15 protein-coding genes and 4 pseudogenes are annotated in these 15,092 nt (G+C 38.4%); 17 read left to right on the forward strand and 2 right to left on the reverse strand.

The features are described 5' to 3' along the window. The 14 genes and pseudogenes from HSISS2_RS02580 to HSISS2_RS02640 form a co-directional block, all read left to right on the forward strand. The coding region (locus HSISS2_RS02580; protein WP_042766923.1) for an aminotransferase class I/II-fold pyridoxal phosphate-dependent enzyme at positions 1 to 515 on the forward strand (515 nt) is incomplete at its 5' end. Between the two features lie 38 nt (positions 516 to 553). Then, a complete protein-coding gene (gene asnS, locus HSISS2_RS02585) occupies positions 554 to 1,900 on the forward strand; it encodes an asparagine--tRNA ligase (RefSeq protein WP_021145235.1) in 1,347 nt (448 codons plus the stop codon). Between the two features lie 25 nt (positions 1,901 to 1,925). Next, complete coding sequence (locus tag HSISS2_RS02590) at positions 1,926 to 2,333, forward strand: hypothetical protein (RefSeq protein ID WP_021145236.1); 408 nt, start codon at positions 1,926 to 1,928, stop codon at positions 2,331 to 2,333. A 111-nt stretch (positions 2,334 to 2,444) separates the two neighbouring features. Continuing rightward, positions 2,445 to 2,825, forward strand: a complete 381-nt coding sequence (locus HSISS2_RS02595) for a RidA family protein (protein WP_008534794.1) — start codon at positions 2,445 to 2,447, stop codon at positions 2,823 to 2,825. A gap of 172 nt (positions 2,826 to 2,997) precedes the next feature. Further along, positions 2,998 to 3,651, forward strand: a complete 654-nt coding sequence (queC, locus tag HSISS2_RS02600) for a 7-cyano-7-deazaguanine synthase QueC (protein ID WP_021145237.1) — start codon at positions 2,998 to 3,000, stop codon at positions 3,649 to 3,651. Beyond that, the gene (queD, locus tag HSISS2_RS02605; RefSeq protein WP_021145238.1) at positions 3,651 to 4,094 is read left to right on the forward strand and encodes a 6-carboxytetrahydropterin synthase QueD; all 444 of its coding nucleotides are present in this window, start codon (positions 3,651 to 3,653) and stop codon (positions 4,092 to 4,094) included. The genes queC and queD overlap by 1 nt, the downstream gene beginning before the upstream one ends. Continuing rightward, the gene (queE, locus tag HSISS2_RS02610; RefSeq protein WP_042766925.1) at positions 4,087 to 4,803 is read left to right on the forward strand and encodes a 7-carboxy-7-deazaguanine synthase QueE; all 717 of its coding nucleotides are present in this window, start codon (positions 4,087 to 4,089) and stop codon (positions 4,801 to 4,803) included. Before queD ends, queE begins: the two co-directional genes overlap by 8 nt. A 55-nt stretch (positions 4,804 to 4,858) precedes the next feature. Next, positions 4,859 to 5,350 (forward strand): preQ(1) synthase, encoded by a 492-nt coding sequence (queF, locus tag HSISS2_RS02615; protein WP_021145240.1) that lies wholly within the window; start codon positions 4,859 to 4,861, stop codon positions 5,348 to 5,350. Positions 5,351 to 5,560: 210 nt separating this feature from the next. Continuing rightward, positions 5,561 to 5,722, forward strand: a pseudogene (locus HSISS2_RS10685) (CAP domain-containing protein); the annotation flags it as partial. 128 nt (positions 5,723 to 5,850) lie between these two features. Then, a pseudogene (locus tag HSISS2_RS02620) lies at positions 5,851 to 6,619 on the forward strand (DUF1003 domain-containing protein). Next, the gene (rapZ, locus tag HSISS2_RS02625; protein ID WP_008534782.1) at positions 6,600 to 7,490 is read left to right on the forward strand and encodes an RNase adapter RapZ; all 891 of its coding nucleotides are present in this window, start codon (positions 6,600 to 6,602) and stop codon (positions 7,488 to 7,490) included. Before HSISS2_RS02620 ends, rapZ begins: the two are co-directional and overlap by 20 nt. Beyond that, positions 7,487 to 8,461, forward strand: a complete 975-nt coding sequence (locus tag HSISS2_RS02630) for a YvcK family protein (RefSeq protein WP_021145243.1) — start codon at positions 7,487 to 7,489, stop codon at positions 8,459 to 8,461. The genes rapZ and HSISS2_RS02630 overlap by 4 nt, the downstream gene beginning before the upstream one ends. Beyond that, complete coding sequence (whiA, locus tag HSISS2_RS02635; protein ID WP_021145244.1) at positions 8,458 to 9,369, forward strand: DNA-binding protein WhiA; 912 nt, start codon at positions 8,458 to 8,460, stop codon at positions 9,367 to 9,369. Before HSISS2_RS02630 ends, whiA begins: the two co-directional genes overlap by 4 nt. Positions 9,370 to 9,386: 17 nt before the next feature. Further along, entirely contained in the window at positions 9,387 to 10,784 is a 1,398-nt protein-coding gene (locus tag HSISS2_RS02640; RefSeq protein WP_021145245.1) for a C69 family dipeptidase, read from the forward strand. Between the two features lie 49 nt (positions 10,785 to 10,833). Here the strand turns inward: HSISS2_RS02640 and HSISS2_RS02645 are convergent, their stop codons facing one another. After that, positions 10,834 to 11,661 carry a PrsW family glutamic-type intramembrane protease gene (locus HSISS2_RS02645; RefSeq protein ID WP_021145246.1) on the reverse strand — a complete coding sequence of 276 codons (828 nt, stop codon included), beginning with the start codon at positions 11,659 to 11,661 and terminating at the stop codon, positions 10,834 to 10,836. 158 nt (positions 11,662 to 11,819) lie between these two features. On the opposite strand from HSISS2_RS02645, the pseudogene HSISS2_RS02650 reads away from it, so the two are divergent. From HSISS2_RS02650 to HSISS2_RS02660, 3 genes and pseudogenes are all read left to right on the forward strand, one after another. Further along, positions 11,820 to 13,362: pseudogene (locus tag HSISS2_RS02650) on the forward strand (zinc ABC transporter substrate-binding protein AdcA). A 216-nt stretch (positions 13,363 to 13,578) separates the two neighbouring features. Continuing rightward, a complete protein-coding gene (locus tag HSISS2_RS02655) occupies positions 13,579 to 13,977 on the forward strand; it encodes a hypothetical protein (protein WP_008534771.1) in 399 nt (132 codons plus the stop codon). Between the two features lie 169 nt (positions 13,978 to 14,146). Beyond that, positions 14,147 to 14,458, forward strand: coding sequence for a hypothetical protein (locus HSISS2_RS02660; protein ID WP_042766926.1), 312 nt, complete (start codon positions 14,147 to 14,149; stop codon positions 14,456 to 14,458). A gap of 57 nt (positions 14,459 to 14,515) precedes the next feature. Here HSISS2_RS02660 and HSISS2_RS02665 read toward each other — a convergent pair. Next, a pseudogene (locus HSISS2_RS02665) lies at positions 14,516 to 15,092 on the reverse strand (putative sulfate exporter family transporter); the annotation flags it as partial.

The raw sequence follows: 15,092 nt of genomic DNA on the forward strand, positions 1-15,092 counted from the left end.
TTTCTGATGCCATTCGTAAGCAAACTATTGTCATCAATGGTGTTTCAAAGACTTATGCCATGACAGGTTGGCGTGTTGGTTTTGCTGTTGGTGATCCAGAGATTATTGCAGGTATGGCTAAGGTCATCAGTCAAACAACCTCTAATCTTACAGCCGTTTCTCAATACGCTGCTATTGAGGCTTTGACAGGAGATCAAACTTCTATCGAAGAAATGCGTCAAGCTTTTGAAGAACGTTTGAATACCATCTACCCACTATTAGCTGAAGTGCCTGGATTTGAGGTTATCAAACCTCAAGGTGCCTTCTACCTCTTCCCTAATGTTAAAAAGGCTATGGAAATCAAAGGCTATACAGATGTCAATGATTTTACCAATGCTATCCTTGAAGAGGCTGAAGTCGCATTGGTAACTGGAGCAGGATTTGGTGCTCCTGAAAATATTCGTCTCAGCTATGCTACAGACCTAGATACTTTGAAAGAGGCTGTTAGCCGAATCAAAGCATTTATGGAAAAATAAATTTTAATATAGATCAACAGAAAAGAGAAGTAATTTACATGTCTAAACAATTAGTTTCAATTATTGATGTGCCTAAACACGTTGGTGAAGAAATCACTATTGGTGCCTGGGTAGCTAACAAATCTGGAAAAGGTAAATTGGCCTTTCTTCAGTTGCGTGATGGGACTGCTTTCTTCCAAGCTGTCGTTTTCAAACCTAACTTTATCGAAAAATTCGGTGAAGAAGAAGGTACTGAAAAATTTAATGTTGTCAAACACCTTAGTCAAGAAACATCTGTCTATGTGACAGGTGTGGTCAAAGAAGATGAGCGCTCTAAATTTGGTTATGAGCTTGATGTAACAGCAGTGGAAGTTATTGGTAAATCTGAAGATTACCCAATCACACCCAAAGAACATGGTACAGACTTCTTGATGGATAATCGTCACCTTTGGTTGCGTTCACGTAAGCAAATGGCTATCCAACAAATTCGTAATGCCATTATCTATGCAACTTATGATTTCTTTGATAAAAATGGCTTCATCAAATTTGATAGTCCAATCTTGTCTGGTAACGCTGCCGAAGATTCAACAGAATTGTTTGAGACAGACTACTTTGGAACACCTGCTTTCTTGAGCCAATCTGGTCAGCTTTATCTTGAAGCTGGTGCTATGGCTCTTGGTCGTGTCTTTGACTTTGGTCCTGTTTTCCGTGCTGAAAAATCAAAAACACGTCGTCATTTGACTGAGTTTTGGATGATGGATGCTGAGTATTCATTCTTATCACATGATGAGTCACTTGATTTGCAAGAAGCATATGTCAAAGCTCTTATTCAAGGTGTTATTGACCGTGCACCACAAGCTCTTGAAATTCTTGAACGTGATGTCGATCTTCTTAAGAAATACATTGCTGAGCCTTTCAAGCGTGTGTCTTATGATGAAGCAATCGACCTTCTTCAAGCCCATGAAAATGACGAAGATACAGACTACGAGCATCTTGAACATGGGGATGACTTTGGTTCACCACATGAAACTTGGATTTCTAACTATTTTGGTGTTCCAACATTCGTTGTTAACTATCCAGCAAGTTTCAAGGCATTCTACATGAAACCAGTTCCTGGTAATCCTGAGCGTGTTCTTTGTGCCGATCTTTTGGCACCTGAAGGTTACGGAGAAATCATCGGTGGTTCAATGCGTGAGGATGACTACGATGCGCTTGTTGCTAAGATGGATGAACTCGGTATGGATCGCACAGAATACGAATTCTACCTTGACCTTCGTAAATACGGTTCAGTACCTCACGGTGGTTTTGGTATTGGTATTGAACGTATGGTTACCTTTGTAGCTGGTACGAAACACATTCGTGAAGCTATTCCATTCCCACGTATGTTGCACCGTATCAAACCATAAGTCAATTTTCTAGGAGTGCAGGTGTATGAAAAGATGGTTACTTGGCTTGTCAGCCTTACTTTGTTTGATTTTAATGGTTGCTTGTAGCAAATCTGCTCCCTCTTTACAAGGTGAGTGGAAAGCTCAGGATGCTCTTAAAAAAGATTATAAGATCATTTTTAAGAAAGATAAAGTAACGATTGGTAAGCAGGACTATGATTATACTTTGAATGGTTCTAAAGCTAAAGATGGTTTTACTTATTATTCTCTTAAGTTGAAAGACCAGGGAAATGAAACCAGTTATACTGTATTTTTCCCCACAAAATCAAAAGAGACAGCCCTCTTTTTGCAACCCAATAATGATAAAGAGCCCCTGAAAGGCCAAATGCTCTTTGCGCTCAATAAAAAGGAAAAGCCAGATTACTATGACTATGTCAAAAAGTATCTGAAATAATAAGAGAAGGATTAGTCTTGAGCTAATTCTTTTCTTTTTGAAAATACCTGTTTCAATTTTCAGAATATTTTGCTATAATAACAGCATATTAGACAAAGGAGAAAAATTATCATGGCAAAAACTATTCATACTGATAAAGCACCCGCAGCAATCGGTCCTTATGTTCAAGGTAAAATCGTAGGAAATCTTTTGTTTGCTTCCGGTCAAGTACCATTGTCACCAGAAACAGGTGAAATCATTGGTGAAACCATTCAAGAACAAACAGAACAAGTGCTAAAAAATGTTGGTGCCATTTTGGCGGAAGCTGGAACAGATTTTGATCATGTTGTCAAAACAACATGCTTTCTAAGTGACATTAACGATTTCGTTCCATTTAACGAAGTTTATGCAACTGCATTTAAAGCTGACTTTCCTGCTCGTTCAGCAGTTGAAGTGGCACGCTTGCCAAAAGACGTTAAAATTGAAATCGAAGTTATTGCTGAGATTGATTAATGAAGAGAGCCTTGGCTCTTTTCTTTTTGGCTCAACTGTGATAAACTATAGCTGAAATAAATTTTCGATGTTTGGGAGACACCATCGCTAAAAAAAACCAGTAATGGCGTTTTTTTGCTCCCTCTAGGGAGCTTTTTATGTGTCTCAAACATCAGAGATAAAGAGGAATATTATGAAACGTCAATCTGCTTTGGTCGTTTTTAGTGGCGGTCAAGACTCTACAACCTGCCTATTTTGGGCTTTAAAACATTATGAAACTGTTGAACTAGTTACTTTTGCTTACGGACAACGTCATAGCTTGGAAATTGAAGTAGCTAAAGAGATTGCAAAAGAGCAAGGTCTTAAACACCATGTTTTGGATATGTCCTTGCTTGGACAAATTACTGAAAATGCCTTAACATCTGATATTGAGATTGAGTCTGAAGAAGGTGAAGTGCCTAATACCTTTGTGGACGGGCGTAATCATCTTTTCCTTTCTTTCGCTGCTGTGTTGGCTAAGCAACGTGGGATTACTGATATTGTGACAGGTGTTTGTGAGACTGACTTTTCTGGTTATCCGGACTGTCGTGATGTCTTTGTCAAATCACTTAATGTCACACTTAACCTTGCAATGGCCTATGATTTTGTCATCCAAACGCCACTCATGTGGTTGGATAAGGCTGAGACTTGGGCGTTGGCTGATCAACTTGGAGCTTTTGACTATGTTCGTGAAAAAACGCTGACTTGCTATAACGGTATCATAGGTACAGGATGTGGGGAATGTCCTGCCTGTCATTTGCGTCAAAGAGGTCTTGAAAAATATCTTGCAGAAAGAGGAGAAGCTTAATGTTTTTTGCACCTAAAGAAATCAAGACTGAAACAGGTGAGTCTTTGGTTTATAATCCTCACCGTACATTGGTTTCTAAAGAGTTTACTTTTGATGCTGCCCATCATCTCTTTCATTATGAAGGAAAATGCAAGTCCCTTCATGGTCATACCTACCATCTTCAAATAGCAGTGAGTGGTTACTTGGATGAGCGTGGTATGACCTATGATTTTGGTGATCTTAAGAATATTTATAAGAATTATCTGGAACCTCATCTGGATCACCGTTATCTCAATGAGACTTTGCCTTATATGAACACGACTGCGGAAAATATGGTTTTCTGGATTTTTCAGACGACGAGTCAACATCTGCCAGAGGGGAGGGGACTTCGTTTGGAATATGTCCGCCTTTATGAAACACCAACAGCTTTTGCAGAGTTTAGACGGGAGTGGTTGGATGACTAGGGAACGCGTACTTAAACTACCAGTACTTGAAATTTTTGGACCGACCTTTCAAGGGGAAGGTCGAGCCATCGGGCAAAAGACCATGTTTGTGAGAACAGCAGGGTGTGATTACCACTGTGATTGGTGTGATTCAGCCTTCACTTGGGATGGCTCAGAGAAGCCTACTCGAATGACAGCCGATGAAGTGATTGCAGCTTTGGATGCGCTCGGTACCTATGACTATGTTACTCTATCTGGAGGAAATCCTGCACTTTTAGCAGCCAATATGGCGGAACTCGTTTCAAAACTCAAGGCGAGAGGCGTAACTTTGGCTGTTGAAACCCAAGGATCTCGTTGGCAGGAGTGGCTAAGAGATATTGATCAGGTCACTCTAAGCCCTAAACCACCATCATCAAAGATGGAAGTCAATTTGGAAACACTTGATTTTATTGTCTCTCAGCTTGATCCTGATAAAGTGACCTTCAAGGTTCCCGTTTTTGATGATGCTGACTTGGATTTTGCTAAAATGATTCAGGAACGGTATCAGCCAGATGTGATGTTTCTCTCAGCTGGTAATCCTGAACCCAAAACAGAAGGAAATATTGTCCAGCACCAACTAAAACGCCTCAAAGAACTCTGGGAGACAGTAGCTGCAGATGATTCGTGGGGGAACGTCCGTGTTCTCCCTCAACTGCATACCCTACTCTACGACAATGAGCGTGGTGTTTAGGAAGGATGAAAGGACATCCTACAACCATCAAAATTATACAAGAAAAGGAAGAAAAATGTCACAACAAGAAGAAATGAAAAACCTCACTCTCCTAGGTAATAAGGAGACACCTTATATTTTTGAATATTCTCCACAAGTCTTGGAGCCTTTTGATAATCGTCATACTGATAATGATTACTTTATCAAATTCAACTGTCCAGAATTTACCTCACTTTGTCCGATTACTGGGCAACCTGACTTTGCCAGCATCTATATTTCTTATATTCCAGACCAGCTCTGTGTTGAGTCTAAATCATTGAAGCTTTACCTCTTTAGTTACCGTAATCACGGAGATTTCCACGAAAATTGTATCAATACCATTGGTAAGGATTTGGTAGAGCTTTTGAATCCTCGCTACCTTGAGGTGTGGGGTAAATTTACACCTCGTGGTGGTATTTCAATTGACCCATATTTTAATTACGGTCGTCCAGAAACTAAGTATGAAAAGATGGCAGAGCAACGCCTTTTTAATCACGACCTCTACCCAGAAAATATTGATAATCGTTAATATTGTCCGAAGCCTTCTATGACTGTGAAGGCTTTTTCTGTTAGTGATTTTTGCATTTCGAAAGAGTATGAGATTTTTACAAAAATACACACAATTTCCATTAAGATATTAGGGGGGGAATCCTTTTATTAAAAACTTCTATTCATAAAATAATTTGACAATCAAATAAATATTACTTAACATAATATTGTAAACGATTATAAATGCATTGGTATTGTCTACCGTTGAGAATCAGATGGTTCAGTTGTTGCTAATAAATGGTTGAATAGTGGTGTTCGTGAATTGCTTATGAATCCTAATACGACTCAAGCTGCAGTAGCTTGCGTCATTGCTGGAGATGGTACTTATTACTGGACTTTGAATTACCAATAATATGATTTTCAATCAAATATCCTAAAAGAGGAAAGAGTCTGAGACTAATCTTGGACTCTTTTTCCCTTATCCATTGAACGATTAAGGATTCATTGTGGTATAATAGAGCCTAGAAAGAAGGCGACAATATGCAGGTAAAGAGAGTTCAGGATTATATCTCTAAAGAGTGGTTTGATGAAACAGATGGCTCTTACTTTGAACGACTTAACAGTCGGATACAGGTGCTTGTAAAAAAAGATTATCCTCTTGTACAAGGACATGATTTTATTAGCAATATCAGTCTTTTGGATTATAGATTGGTTTTCTTGATGAAATCATTGCTAGTGCCAATGAAAAGAACGAGCATGTACGTGAGACGGTACATGATGTGACCAAAAATTTGTTGTATGAGTATCAGGACGTCCAGGAACAATTGGATAGTCGGATTACTTTTGGTCAAAAAGTTGCGGATGAAGTGGCACGATTTGGTGGATCTTGGACTTTTATCTTGTCGTTTATAGCTTTTATGGGGATTTGGATGGCACTAAATGTCATTCAACCATTTGGAATTTCTTTTGGCAAGTATCCATTTATCTTGCTTAACTTGGCCTTATCAACCTTGGCGGCGGTTCAAGCACCATTGATTATGATGAGCCAGAATCGTGCTTCGGATTATGACCGTTTGCAAGCCCGAAATGACTATCATGTGAATAAACAGTCTAAGGAAGAGATTCGTTTTTGCATGAAAAGATTGATCACTTGGTGCAACAAGACCAGTCTGATTTGCTTACCATTCAAAAATTGCAGACAGAAATGATAATGGCGGTTAGTCAACAAGTGGAGAAGATGTCAGATGATATTCGAATGATGAAGGAAAAAGGATTAGAAAGGGAGATTCATGGAGACGAATCAAATTGATTTAGTTATCGTAACAGGAATGAGTGGTGCAGGTAAGACTGTGGCGATTCAATCCTTTGAGGATTTAGGTTACTTTACCATCGATAATATGCCACCTTCATTGGTGCCTAAGGTTATTGAGTTGGTAAAACATAGTGAACAGACCTCTAAGATTGCCTTAGTTGTTGACATGCGTAGTCGATTGTTTTTCGACGAGGTAAATGTCATTTTAGACAATTTGGAAAGTAATCAGGAACTTAATTTCAAGATTCTTTTCTTGGATGCCACAGATGGTGAATTAGTTTCTCGTTATAAAGAGACACGTCGTAGCCACCCCTTGGCTGCAGATGGTCGTGTGTTGGATGGGATTAAGCTTGAACGTGAGCTCTTATCACCACTTAAGAGCTTGAGCCAAAACGTTGTAGATACAACTGAAATGACCCCACGTCAGCTTCGTAAGACCATTTCTGAACAGTTTTCATCTACAGAGGATCAGACTTCTTTCCGTATTGAGGTCTTGAGTTTTGGTTTCAAATATGGCTTGCCTTTAGACGCAGATTTGGTATTTGATGTGCGTTTCTTGCCAAACCCTTATTATGATCCTGCTCTTCGTAACCAGACTGGTCTGGATCAAGAAGTTTATGATTATGTTATGGAACACAAGGAATCAGAGGTGTTTTACAGTCATTTGACTCAACTTATTAAACCAATCTTACCGGGTTACCAAAAAGAAGGTAAATCTGTTCTCACTATTGCTGTTGGTTGCACAGGTGGCCAACACCGCAGTGTAGCTTTTGCACATCGATTGGCTCAAGAGTTGAAAAATGATTGGACGGTCAACGAAACACATCGTGATAAAGATCGACGTAAGGAGACGGTGAATCGTTCATGAACAAACCAAAAATTACAGTAATAGGTGGAGGAACTGGTATTCCAGTCATTCTTCGTAGTTTGCGCCATAAAGATGTTGATATTACTGCTGTTGTAACTGTGGCTGATGATGGCGGTTCTTCAGGAAATTTACGTGATATCATGCAACTGACACCTCCAGGGGATTTGCGTAATGTTTTGGTAGCTATGAGTGATATGCCTAAACTTTATGAACGTGTTTTCCAATATCGTTTTGACAAAACTGATGGTGCATTGGCTGGTCATCCTCTTGGGAATCTTGTTATCGCAGGAATTTCAGAAATGCAGGGATCTACATACAACGCCATGCAGCTTTTAACCAAGTTCTTTCATGTGACAGGCAAGATTTACCCTGCCAGTGAAACAGCCTTGACACTGCATGCGGTATTTCGTGATGGACATGAGGTTGCTGGTGAGAGTAGTATTGCTAAGTATGATGGCATGATTGAGCGTGTTTATGTAACCAATGCTTATAATGAGGATGAACCAAAGGCAAGTCGTAAGGTTGTTGATGCTATTTTAAATAGTGACATGATAGTCCTTGGCCCTGGTTCTCTCTATACATCTATTTTACCTAACTTAGTTATCCCTGAGATTCATCAAGCGCTTATTGAGACTAAGGCTGATGTTACTTATATTTGTAATATCATGACTCAATATGGTGAAACAGAACAATTTTCGGATGCGGACCATGTGGGTGTGCTTAATCGACATCTTGGCTCTGATGTGATTGATAATGTTCTGGTAAATATCGAAAAAGTTCCATTGGAATATATGATGAATAACAAGTTTGACGAATACCTTGTTCAAGTTGACCATGATTTCAACGGTTTACGTCGTGAAGCAAAAACAGTTGTCTCATCTGATTTTCTTCGTCTAGAAAATGGGGGTGCCTTCCACGATGGTGATTTAGTCGTTGAAGAACTCATGCATTTAGTGAGGAAGAAGTCATGAGTTTCACAATCAAGGTTAAAGAAGAGATCATTGCTGAATCAACCAAAGATAAGGCTGAATTGTCAGCTTTGATTAAGATGTCTGGTTCTGTAGGTTTGACCAATCAAGGGCTGACACTCTCTATCTCGACAGAGAATGCAAAGATTGCTCGTCACATTTATCAATTAATGGAGAGTCGCTATCATATTGCCCCTGAATTAAGACACCATAATAAGACTAATCTCAAGAAAAATCGTGTCTATACGGTTTTTGTAGCGGACCAAGCCAATGATATTTTGTCTGATTTACAATTGGCGGATTCTTTCTTTGGCTTTGAGACAGGGATTGAGACGTCAATAATGGAAGACGATGAGACCGGAAGGTCTTATTTACGAGGGGCTTTTCTGGCAACAGGAACGGTACGTGACCCTGAAAAAGGACGTTATCAATTAGAAATATTCTCTGTTTATCAGGACCACGCAGAGGATTTAGCCTCTCTCATGAAAAAATTTATGCTTGATGCCAAGGTTTTGCAACATAAAAATGGCTTTGTGACCTATCTTCAAAAAGCAGAAGATATTATGGATTTTCTTCTTGTCATTGGAGCCATGACTTCAAAGGAAATTTTCGAAGAAGTTAAGATTATGCGAGAGACGAGAAATGACCTCAATCGAGCTAATAACGCTGAAACGGCTAATATCGCTAGGACTATCAGTGCTAGCATGAAAACAATCAATAACATTATCAAGATTATGGATACGGTTGGCTTGGAAATTTTGCCGGCTGAACTGCGTCAAATTGCCCAACTCCGTATTGCCAATCCAGATTACTCAATCCAGCAAATCGCTGATAGTATTGAACCGCCTTTGACCAAAAGTGGTGTCAACCATCGTCTCAGAAAAATCAATAAAATTGCGGACGATTTGTAAGTAGAAAGGAAGCTTTTATGGCTTGTACAACGATTTTAGTAGGTAAGAAAGCCTCATATGATGGCTCTACCATGATTGCCCGTACTGAAGACTTTCAATCAGGTGTTTTCACACCTAAAGAGTTTCTTGTAGTAACACCCGAGGACCAACCACGTCATTACCAATCTGTGCTTAGCGATTTTTCGATTGATTTGCCAGATAATCCATTAGGTTATACTTCCGTACCAGATGCCCTTGGTAAAGATGGTATATGGGGAGAAGCCGGTATTAACTCAGCGAATGTTGCTATGAGTGCAACGGAAACAATCACAACCAATGCGCGTGTTCTTGGTGCGGATCCTCTTGTTAAAGATGGATTTGGCGAAGAAGATATGCTGACTCTGGTTTTACCTTATATTAAGACTGCTCGTGAAGGTGTTCTTCGCTTGGGACAACTCCTTGAAACTTATGGAACTTATGAGTCAAATGGTATTGCTTTTTCTGACACTGAAGAAATTTGGTGGCTAGAAACAATTGGTGGTCACCATTGGATTGCTAGACGTGTTCCGGATGATGCTTATGTTACCAATCCAAATCAACTAGGTATTGATCATTATGAATTTGAAAATCCAGATGACTATCTCGCTTCACCAGATATTCGTGACTTTATTAATAAGCATCATTTGGATTTGACTTATTCTAACGAACACTTCAATCCACGATATGCCTTTGGTAGCCAGCGAGATAAGGACCGTCATTACAATACACCACGTGCTTGGGCTATGCAAAAGTTTTTGAATCCAGAAAAGGAGTATGATCCAAAATCATTCTTCATTCCATGGGGTCAAAAACCTTACCGCAAAATTACAGTTGAAGACGTTAAATATGTTTTGAGCCTTCATTATCAAGACACCCCTTATGATCCTTATGGCCCTCAAGGTGATGCTGTTAGTCAACGTCAATTCCGTCCAATTGGTATTAATCGTACGAGTCATACAGCTCTCTTGCAAATGCGTCCTCATAAACCTTCTGAAACGACTGGTATCCAATGGTTAGCCTATGGATCAATGCCTTTTGGAACCATGGTACCATTTTGGACTCAAGTTGGTACAACGCCTGCTTACTTCCGTCAAACAACTGATAAGGTTGACACAGGCAATTTCTACTGGAGTAATCGCTTGATTGCTGCCATCTGTGATTCTCATTTTCAACATCACGAAGCTGATTTGGATGACTATGTCGAAACAACTATGGCTCTTGGCCATGCCATGATTAATCGTGTCGATACGGCTTTGGCAAATGGTGAGAGTATTGATTTTGAAGCTGAAAATCAAAAAATTAGTGACCAGATTCAGTCAGAAACAGATAAACTATTGGCAAAAGTCTTAGATGATGCTAGCAATTTAATGACCAACCGATTCTCAATGAGTGATTAGACTTATCAAAAAAACCTTTCCATAAAAAATGGAAAGGTTTTTTAGTGCTTTAACTATGGCTATTTTCTTCATCAAGCCTAGATAGCAGTTGATAAAGCATAATGAAGAAGAAAAGATTAATTGAAATAAGAAGGCCTGAAGCCCAGGGAAAATCACTTTCTAAATTTCGAAGAGGTGAGTTCCAAGCAAAATGAGCGGCAAAAGCACCACAGGCATAAAGGAAGCCAGTAAGGCAGTATTTTTGATCAATAATCTTTCGACATGAACGCCATATTAAGATTAAGCCCATAGCAAAGAAGGACGTATAAAGCCAGTGAGATGATACGACACCAATACTGCGGCCAAGGATTCCCGAAATCGTATAAGAAAAACCATCAGGTAAATCTGAAAGGATATAGGAGAAATCTTCACTAATCTGAAAACCTAGACCAGCTGTTATAGCAACAAGTAAGAGCCCTTTGTAACTTTTTGTTGGTACCATATAGATAGCAAAGAGAAAAGCTGCTAGTTTGAGAGGTTCCTCAACAAGAGGAGCCATAATAGCATCTTCAAAACGATAGAAAAAATGTTTCGAAGATAGGTGGGCCGTTACCCATTCATGAGAGAAGGTATTGGCATAACCTGCTATCCATCCCGTGATAAAGAGACCACCAATTAGGGCAAAAGCTAGCACAAGTGGTCTAACCTGCCATTTTTCACCTAAATGATAAATAAGAAATAAAGCTGGAACGATATAACATAGTGCAATGAGTGTTGATAGCCCAATGATACCGTAAGCTGAACCAGACAGAGCACCTGAAGTGTATGATTGGGTATCATAAGTCAGGCCAATGGCTGAAAGTAACAAAAAAATATACAGGGTTAATTTTCGAAACATGTATAACCTACTTTCCAAATGATACTTCCAGTATAACAAATAATTCATTTACACCGAAATATTTCAATTTTTTATTTTAGGACTTGCAAAATAAAAATAGTGTGATATACTTAACCAGTAAACTATTAACTGGTTAAGTATTTTTTGAAAGGATTATTATGAAAAAGAAACGTATTTTTGGCCTAGCAGGCCTAGCAGCGATTGTTCTAGCAGCAGGTGCAGGTATTTATTATACGACTAGCCAACATAGTTCAAAAGACAATGGTGATATGAAAGTCGTTACAAGTTTTTATCCCGTTTATGAATTCACCAAGCAGGTTGTTGGTGATGAGGGAGAGGTGTCTTATCTTATTCCTGCAGGAAGTGAAGCCCATGATTTTCAGCCTTCTACGAAGAATGTCGCTGATATTGAAAAGGCTGACACTTTTGTCTATCTAAATGAAAATATGGAAACATGGGTTCCAAAGGTTGAAAAAACCATTAACACCAAACATACTAAAGTCATTAAGGCAAGTAAGGGTATGGTTCTTCTTCCTGGTATTGAGGAAGAAGAGCATGAGCACGGGGAAGAAGGTCATCACCATGAGTATGATCCCCATCTCTGGCTGTCACCAAAACGTGCTCAAAAGTTGGTAGAAACCATTAGAGATGGTTTGATTGCGCAACACCCTGACAAGAAAGCGGTGTTTACAACAAATGCAGAGAAATACCTTAAAAATTACAAACCTTAGATAAAGAGTATACCGAAGCACTCAGTCAAGCCAAACAGAAGAGTTTCGTAACACAACACTCAGCTTTTGCTTATCTAGCCTTAGATTACGGTTTGACACAAGTGCCAATTTCAGGTGTTTCTGCTGAGTCTGACCCATCGGCTAAACGTATTGCTAGTCTTTCTAAGTATGTCTCAGAATATAACATTAATTATATCTACTTTGAAGAGAATGCTTCAAGTAGTGTTGCTAAGACCTTAGCCAATGAAGTAGGTGTTAAGACAGCAGTTTTAAATCCGATTGAATCTTTAACCAAGGATCAGTTGAAAAAAGGTGAAAATTATGTCAGCATCATGAACGAAAATTTAAAAATCTTCGTTTGACTACTGATGTTGAAGGTAAAGCCATTCAACCAGAATCTGGAAGTGATGATAAGAAAACAGTCCAAAATGGCTATTTTGATGACAAAGATGTTAAAGATAGAAAACTAACTGATTGGTCAGGTGATTGGCAATCTGTTTATCCTTACCTTCAAGATGGTACTTTAGACCAAGTATTTGAATACAAATCTCTAATGAACAAGGATAAAACAGCACAAGAGTATAAGGATTACTATACTAAAGGGTATCAAACAGACGTTTCTAAAATTTCGATTGATGGTAAGAAAATGACTATGACTTTCACTAAGACTGATGGAAGTAGTGTGACACATACTTATCGTTATGACGGCTATAAGGTTTTGACCTATGCTTCTGGTAAGAAAGGTGTTCGCTATCTTTTCACAGCTACTGACAGTCAAGCGGCGGATAATCCTTACCAATATGTCCAATTCTCAGACCATCAAATAGATTCAACAACTTCAGCACATTTCCATATTTTCTTTGGAAATAGCAGTCAAGATGAGATTCTAAAAGAGATGGATAATTGGCCAACTTACTATCCAGCAAAACTCAGTGGCTTTGATATCGCACAAGAAATGATCAGTCACTGATACTATTAAATCACTCATATTTTGAGTGATTTTTCTTCTTTAAAAAATCTTTCATTTTTAAACTCTTAGAAAAATAGCTTGTGCAATAATTTTAAAATAGAAGATTTAAACAAAAAATTTTTCTAAAAAATCATGAAAAAATTAAATTATTACTACTTTTTTTCATTCTTTAGTGGTACAATAATATTACGATTTTCAGATGACCAGGAGAGACTCATGAACCAGTATTTAGTAGCGATACACTATATTCAACTGCTGCAAGCAGAACTCGATATTCTTAATCATGATGCACGGTTACTTTTTGATTTAAAGATTGACCCTAATCTTGCCAAAAGAGAGCTTGCTGACCTAAAAGTATCCCTGTCTAAATTATCTGATAAAAATCTTTATATTGAAGGAACTATCTGGTACCAGCCAAGTTTATTCACGATTATCGATCAAAATTTAGGAGTTATTGATGATTGGCTAAAGGACATAGATGACTTCTTTGCATTTACCTATGCAACAACAGTTTATACAGTTTTGAAAGAAAATGAAAATCGTAGTTATGACCTATTGCTTGGTCTCTATAGACGCCTAGAATATATTGTTTCAGAAATAAAAAGTTGCCGCTAGCTTGCTAACGGCTTTTAGTTTACCCTGATAGAATCATATTAATCTATTAAGTAGATATAACATACATTTAAAATACCAAATAATTTGACAAAATCTTCAAATATGTGTAAAATAAAATTTGAAAATACTCTAATAAAAGAACTAAAGATTAAAGGAAGATAATAACGAAGTGAGTAATCAGGGGTTGAAATGGGGTTCTTTTTGTAAATATTATTTGGTGAGTCTTGCTTCACTAAGCCTTTTATGTTTTACGTTCTATGGCCTTTATTCTTTAAATGAACTCTTCCCATTGTCTTTAGACAAGACTTCAAGTTTGGAAATTAAGCATTATTCTGGTCAGTCATCTTCTACAGCTAAAAAAGATGGTATTTATAAAGTCCAAGACTTTAGTGGCCAAACTAAGAGTTATGATGTTGATTTGCATGTATCAAATGAAGGGGATAAGGTTGTTCAAACCTACATCTTCGAGTATAAGAAATGACATCTCGTGATAAAAACTCACAAACGAATAGTTTGTGAGTTTTTTTGTATTTATATTTTACCAGAGTCCTAATACTTTTTGCATGAGCAGGGATGCAAGACTAATCAATACCCAACAGAGCCCCCCAACTAGTAGAGCGGATCCGCCTTTGGTAATGAGTTTCTTCAGATTTGTTTGGTAACCGATAGCTGTCATTGCCATGATAATCATAAACTTTGAAAGGTTCTTTAAAGGAGCAAAAACAGTAGCGGATGCGCCAAGAGACGTTGTAACAGTTGTAATGAGAGAAGCCACTAGGAACCAGAGAATAAAATTAGGAACAGCTTTGATTAGAGAAAATGACTCTTTTCTATCTTCCTTTTGATTGCCAAATAGATAGCCCAAGTGTAATAGGAATGATTGCAAGAGTACGAGTTAACTTAACAATTGTTGCTTGCTCTAAAATCGATGTTCCGTGCAAGCTATCCCAAGAACTGGCAGTGGCAGTTACAGATGAAGTATCGTTAACGGCTGTTCCAGCAAATATGGCGAATCCTTCATTACTAAGGCCTAGCCAAGATCCCAAGTGAGGGAAGAACAGAGCCGCTAAGATATTAAAAAAGAATATTACCGAGATTGCTGTGGCTAATGGATT

Origin of the sequence: Streptococcus sp. HSISS2 (assembly GCF_000448665.1) — a bacterium.
GTDB classification, from domain to species: domain Bacteria; phylum Bacillota; class Bacilli; order Lactobacillales; family Streptococcaceae; genus Streptococcus; species Streptococcus raffinosi.

What these genes read in the sequence shown, in the direction of transcription:
- asnS (WP_021145235.1), top strand. Translation starts at nt 554, where the DNA reads ATGTCTAAACAATTAGTTTCAATTATTGATGTGCCTAAACACGTTGGT.
- HSISS2_RS02590 (WP_021145236.1), top strand. Translation starts at nt 1,926, where the DNA reads ATGAAAAGATGGTTACTTGGCTTGTCAGCCTTACTTTGTTTGATTTTA.
- HSISS2_RS02595 (WP_008534794.1), top strand. Translation starts at nt 2,445, where the DNA reads ATGGCAAAAACTATTCATACTGATAAAGCACCCGCAGCAATCGGTCCT.
- queC (WP_021145237.1), top strand. Translation starts at nt 2,998, where the DNA reads ATGAAACGTCAATCTGCTTTGGTCGTTTTTAGTGGCGGTCAAGACTCT.
- queD (WP_021145238.1), top strand. Translation starts at nt 3,651, where the DNA reads ATGTTTTTTGCACCTAAAGAAATCAAGACTGAAACAGGTGAGTCTTTG.
- queE (WP_042766925.1), top strand. Translation starts at nt 4,087, where the DNA reads ATGACTAGGGAACGCGTACTTAAACTACCAGTACTTGAAATTTTTGGA.
- queF (WP_021145240.1), top strand. Translation starts at nt 4,859, where the DNA reads ATGTCACAACAAGAAGAAATGAAAAACCTCACTCTCCTAGGTAATAAG.
- rapZ (WP_008534782.1), top strand. Translation starts at nt 6,600, where the DNA reads ATGGAGACGAATCAAATTGATTTAGTTATCGTAACAGGAATGAGTGGT.
- HSISS2_RS02630 (WP_021145243.1), top strand. Translation starts at nt 7,487, where the DNA reads ATGAACAAACCAAAAATTACAGTAATAGGTGGAGGAACTGGTATTCCA.
- whiA (WP_021145244.1), top strand. Translation starts at nt 8,458, where the DNA reads ATGAGTTTCACAATCAAGGTTAAAGAAGAGATCATTGCTGAATCAACC.
- HSISS2_RS02640 (WP_021145245.1), top strand. Translation starts at nt 9,387, where the DNA reads ATGGCTTGTACAACGATTTTAGTAGGTAAGAAAGCCTCATATGATGGC.
- HSISS2_RS02645 (WP_021145246.1), bottom strand. Translation starts at nt 11,661, where the DNA reads ATGTTTCGAAAATTAACCCTGTATATTTTTTTGTTACTTTCAGCCATT.
- HSISS2_RS02655 (WP_008534771.1), top strand. Translation starts at nt 13,579, where the DNA reads ATGAACCAGTATTTAGTAGCGATACACTATATTCAACTGCTGCAAGCA.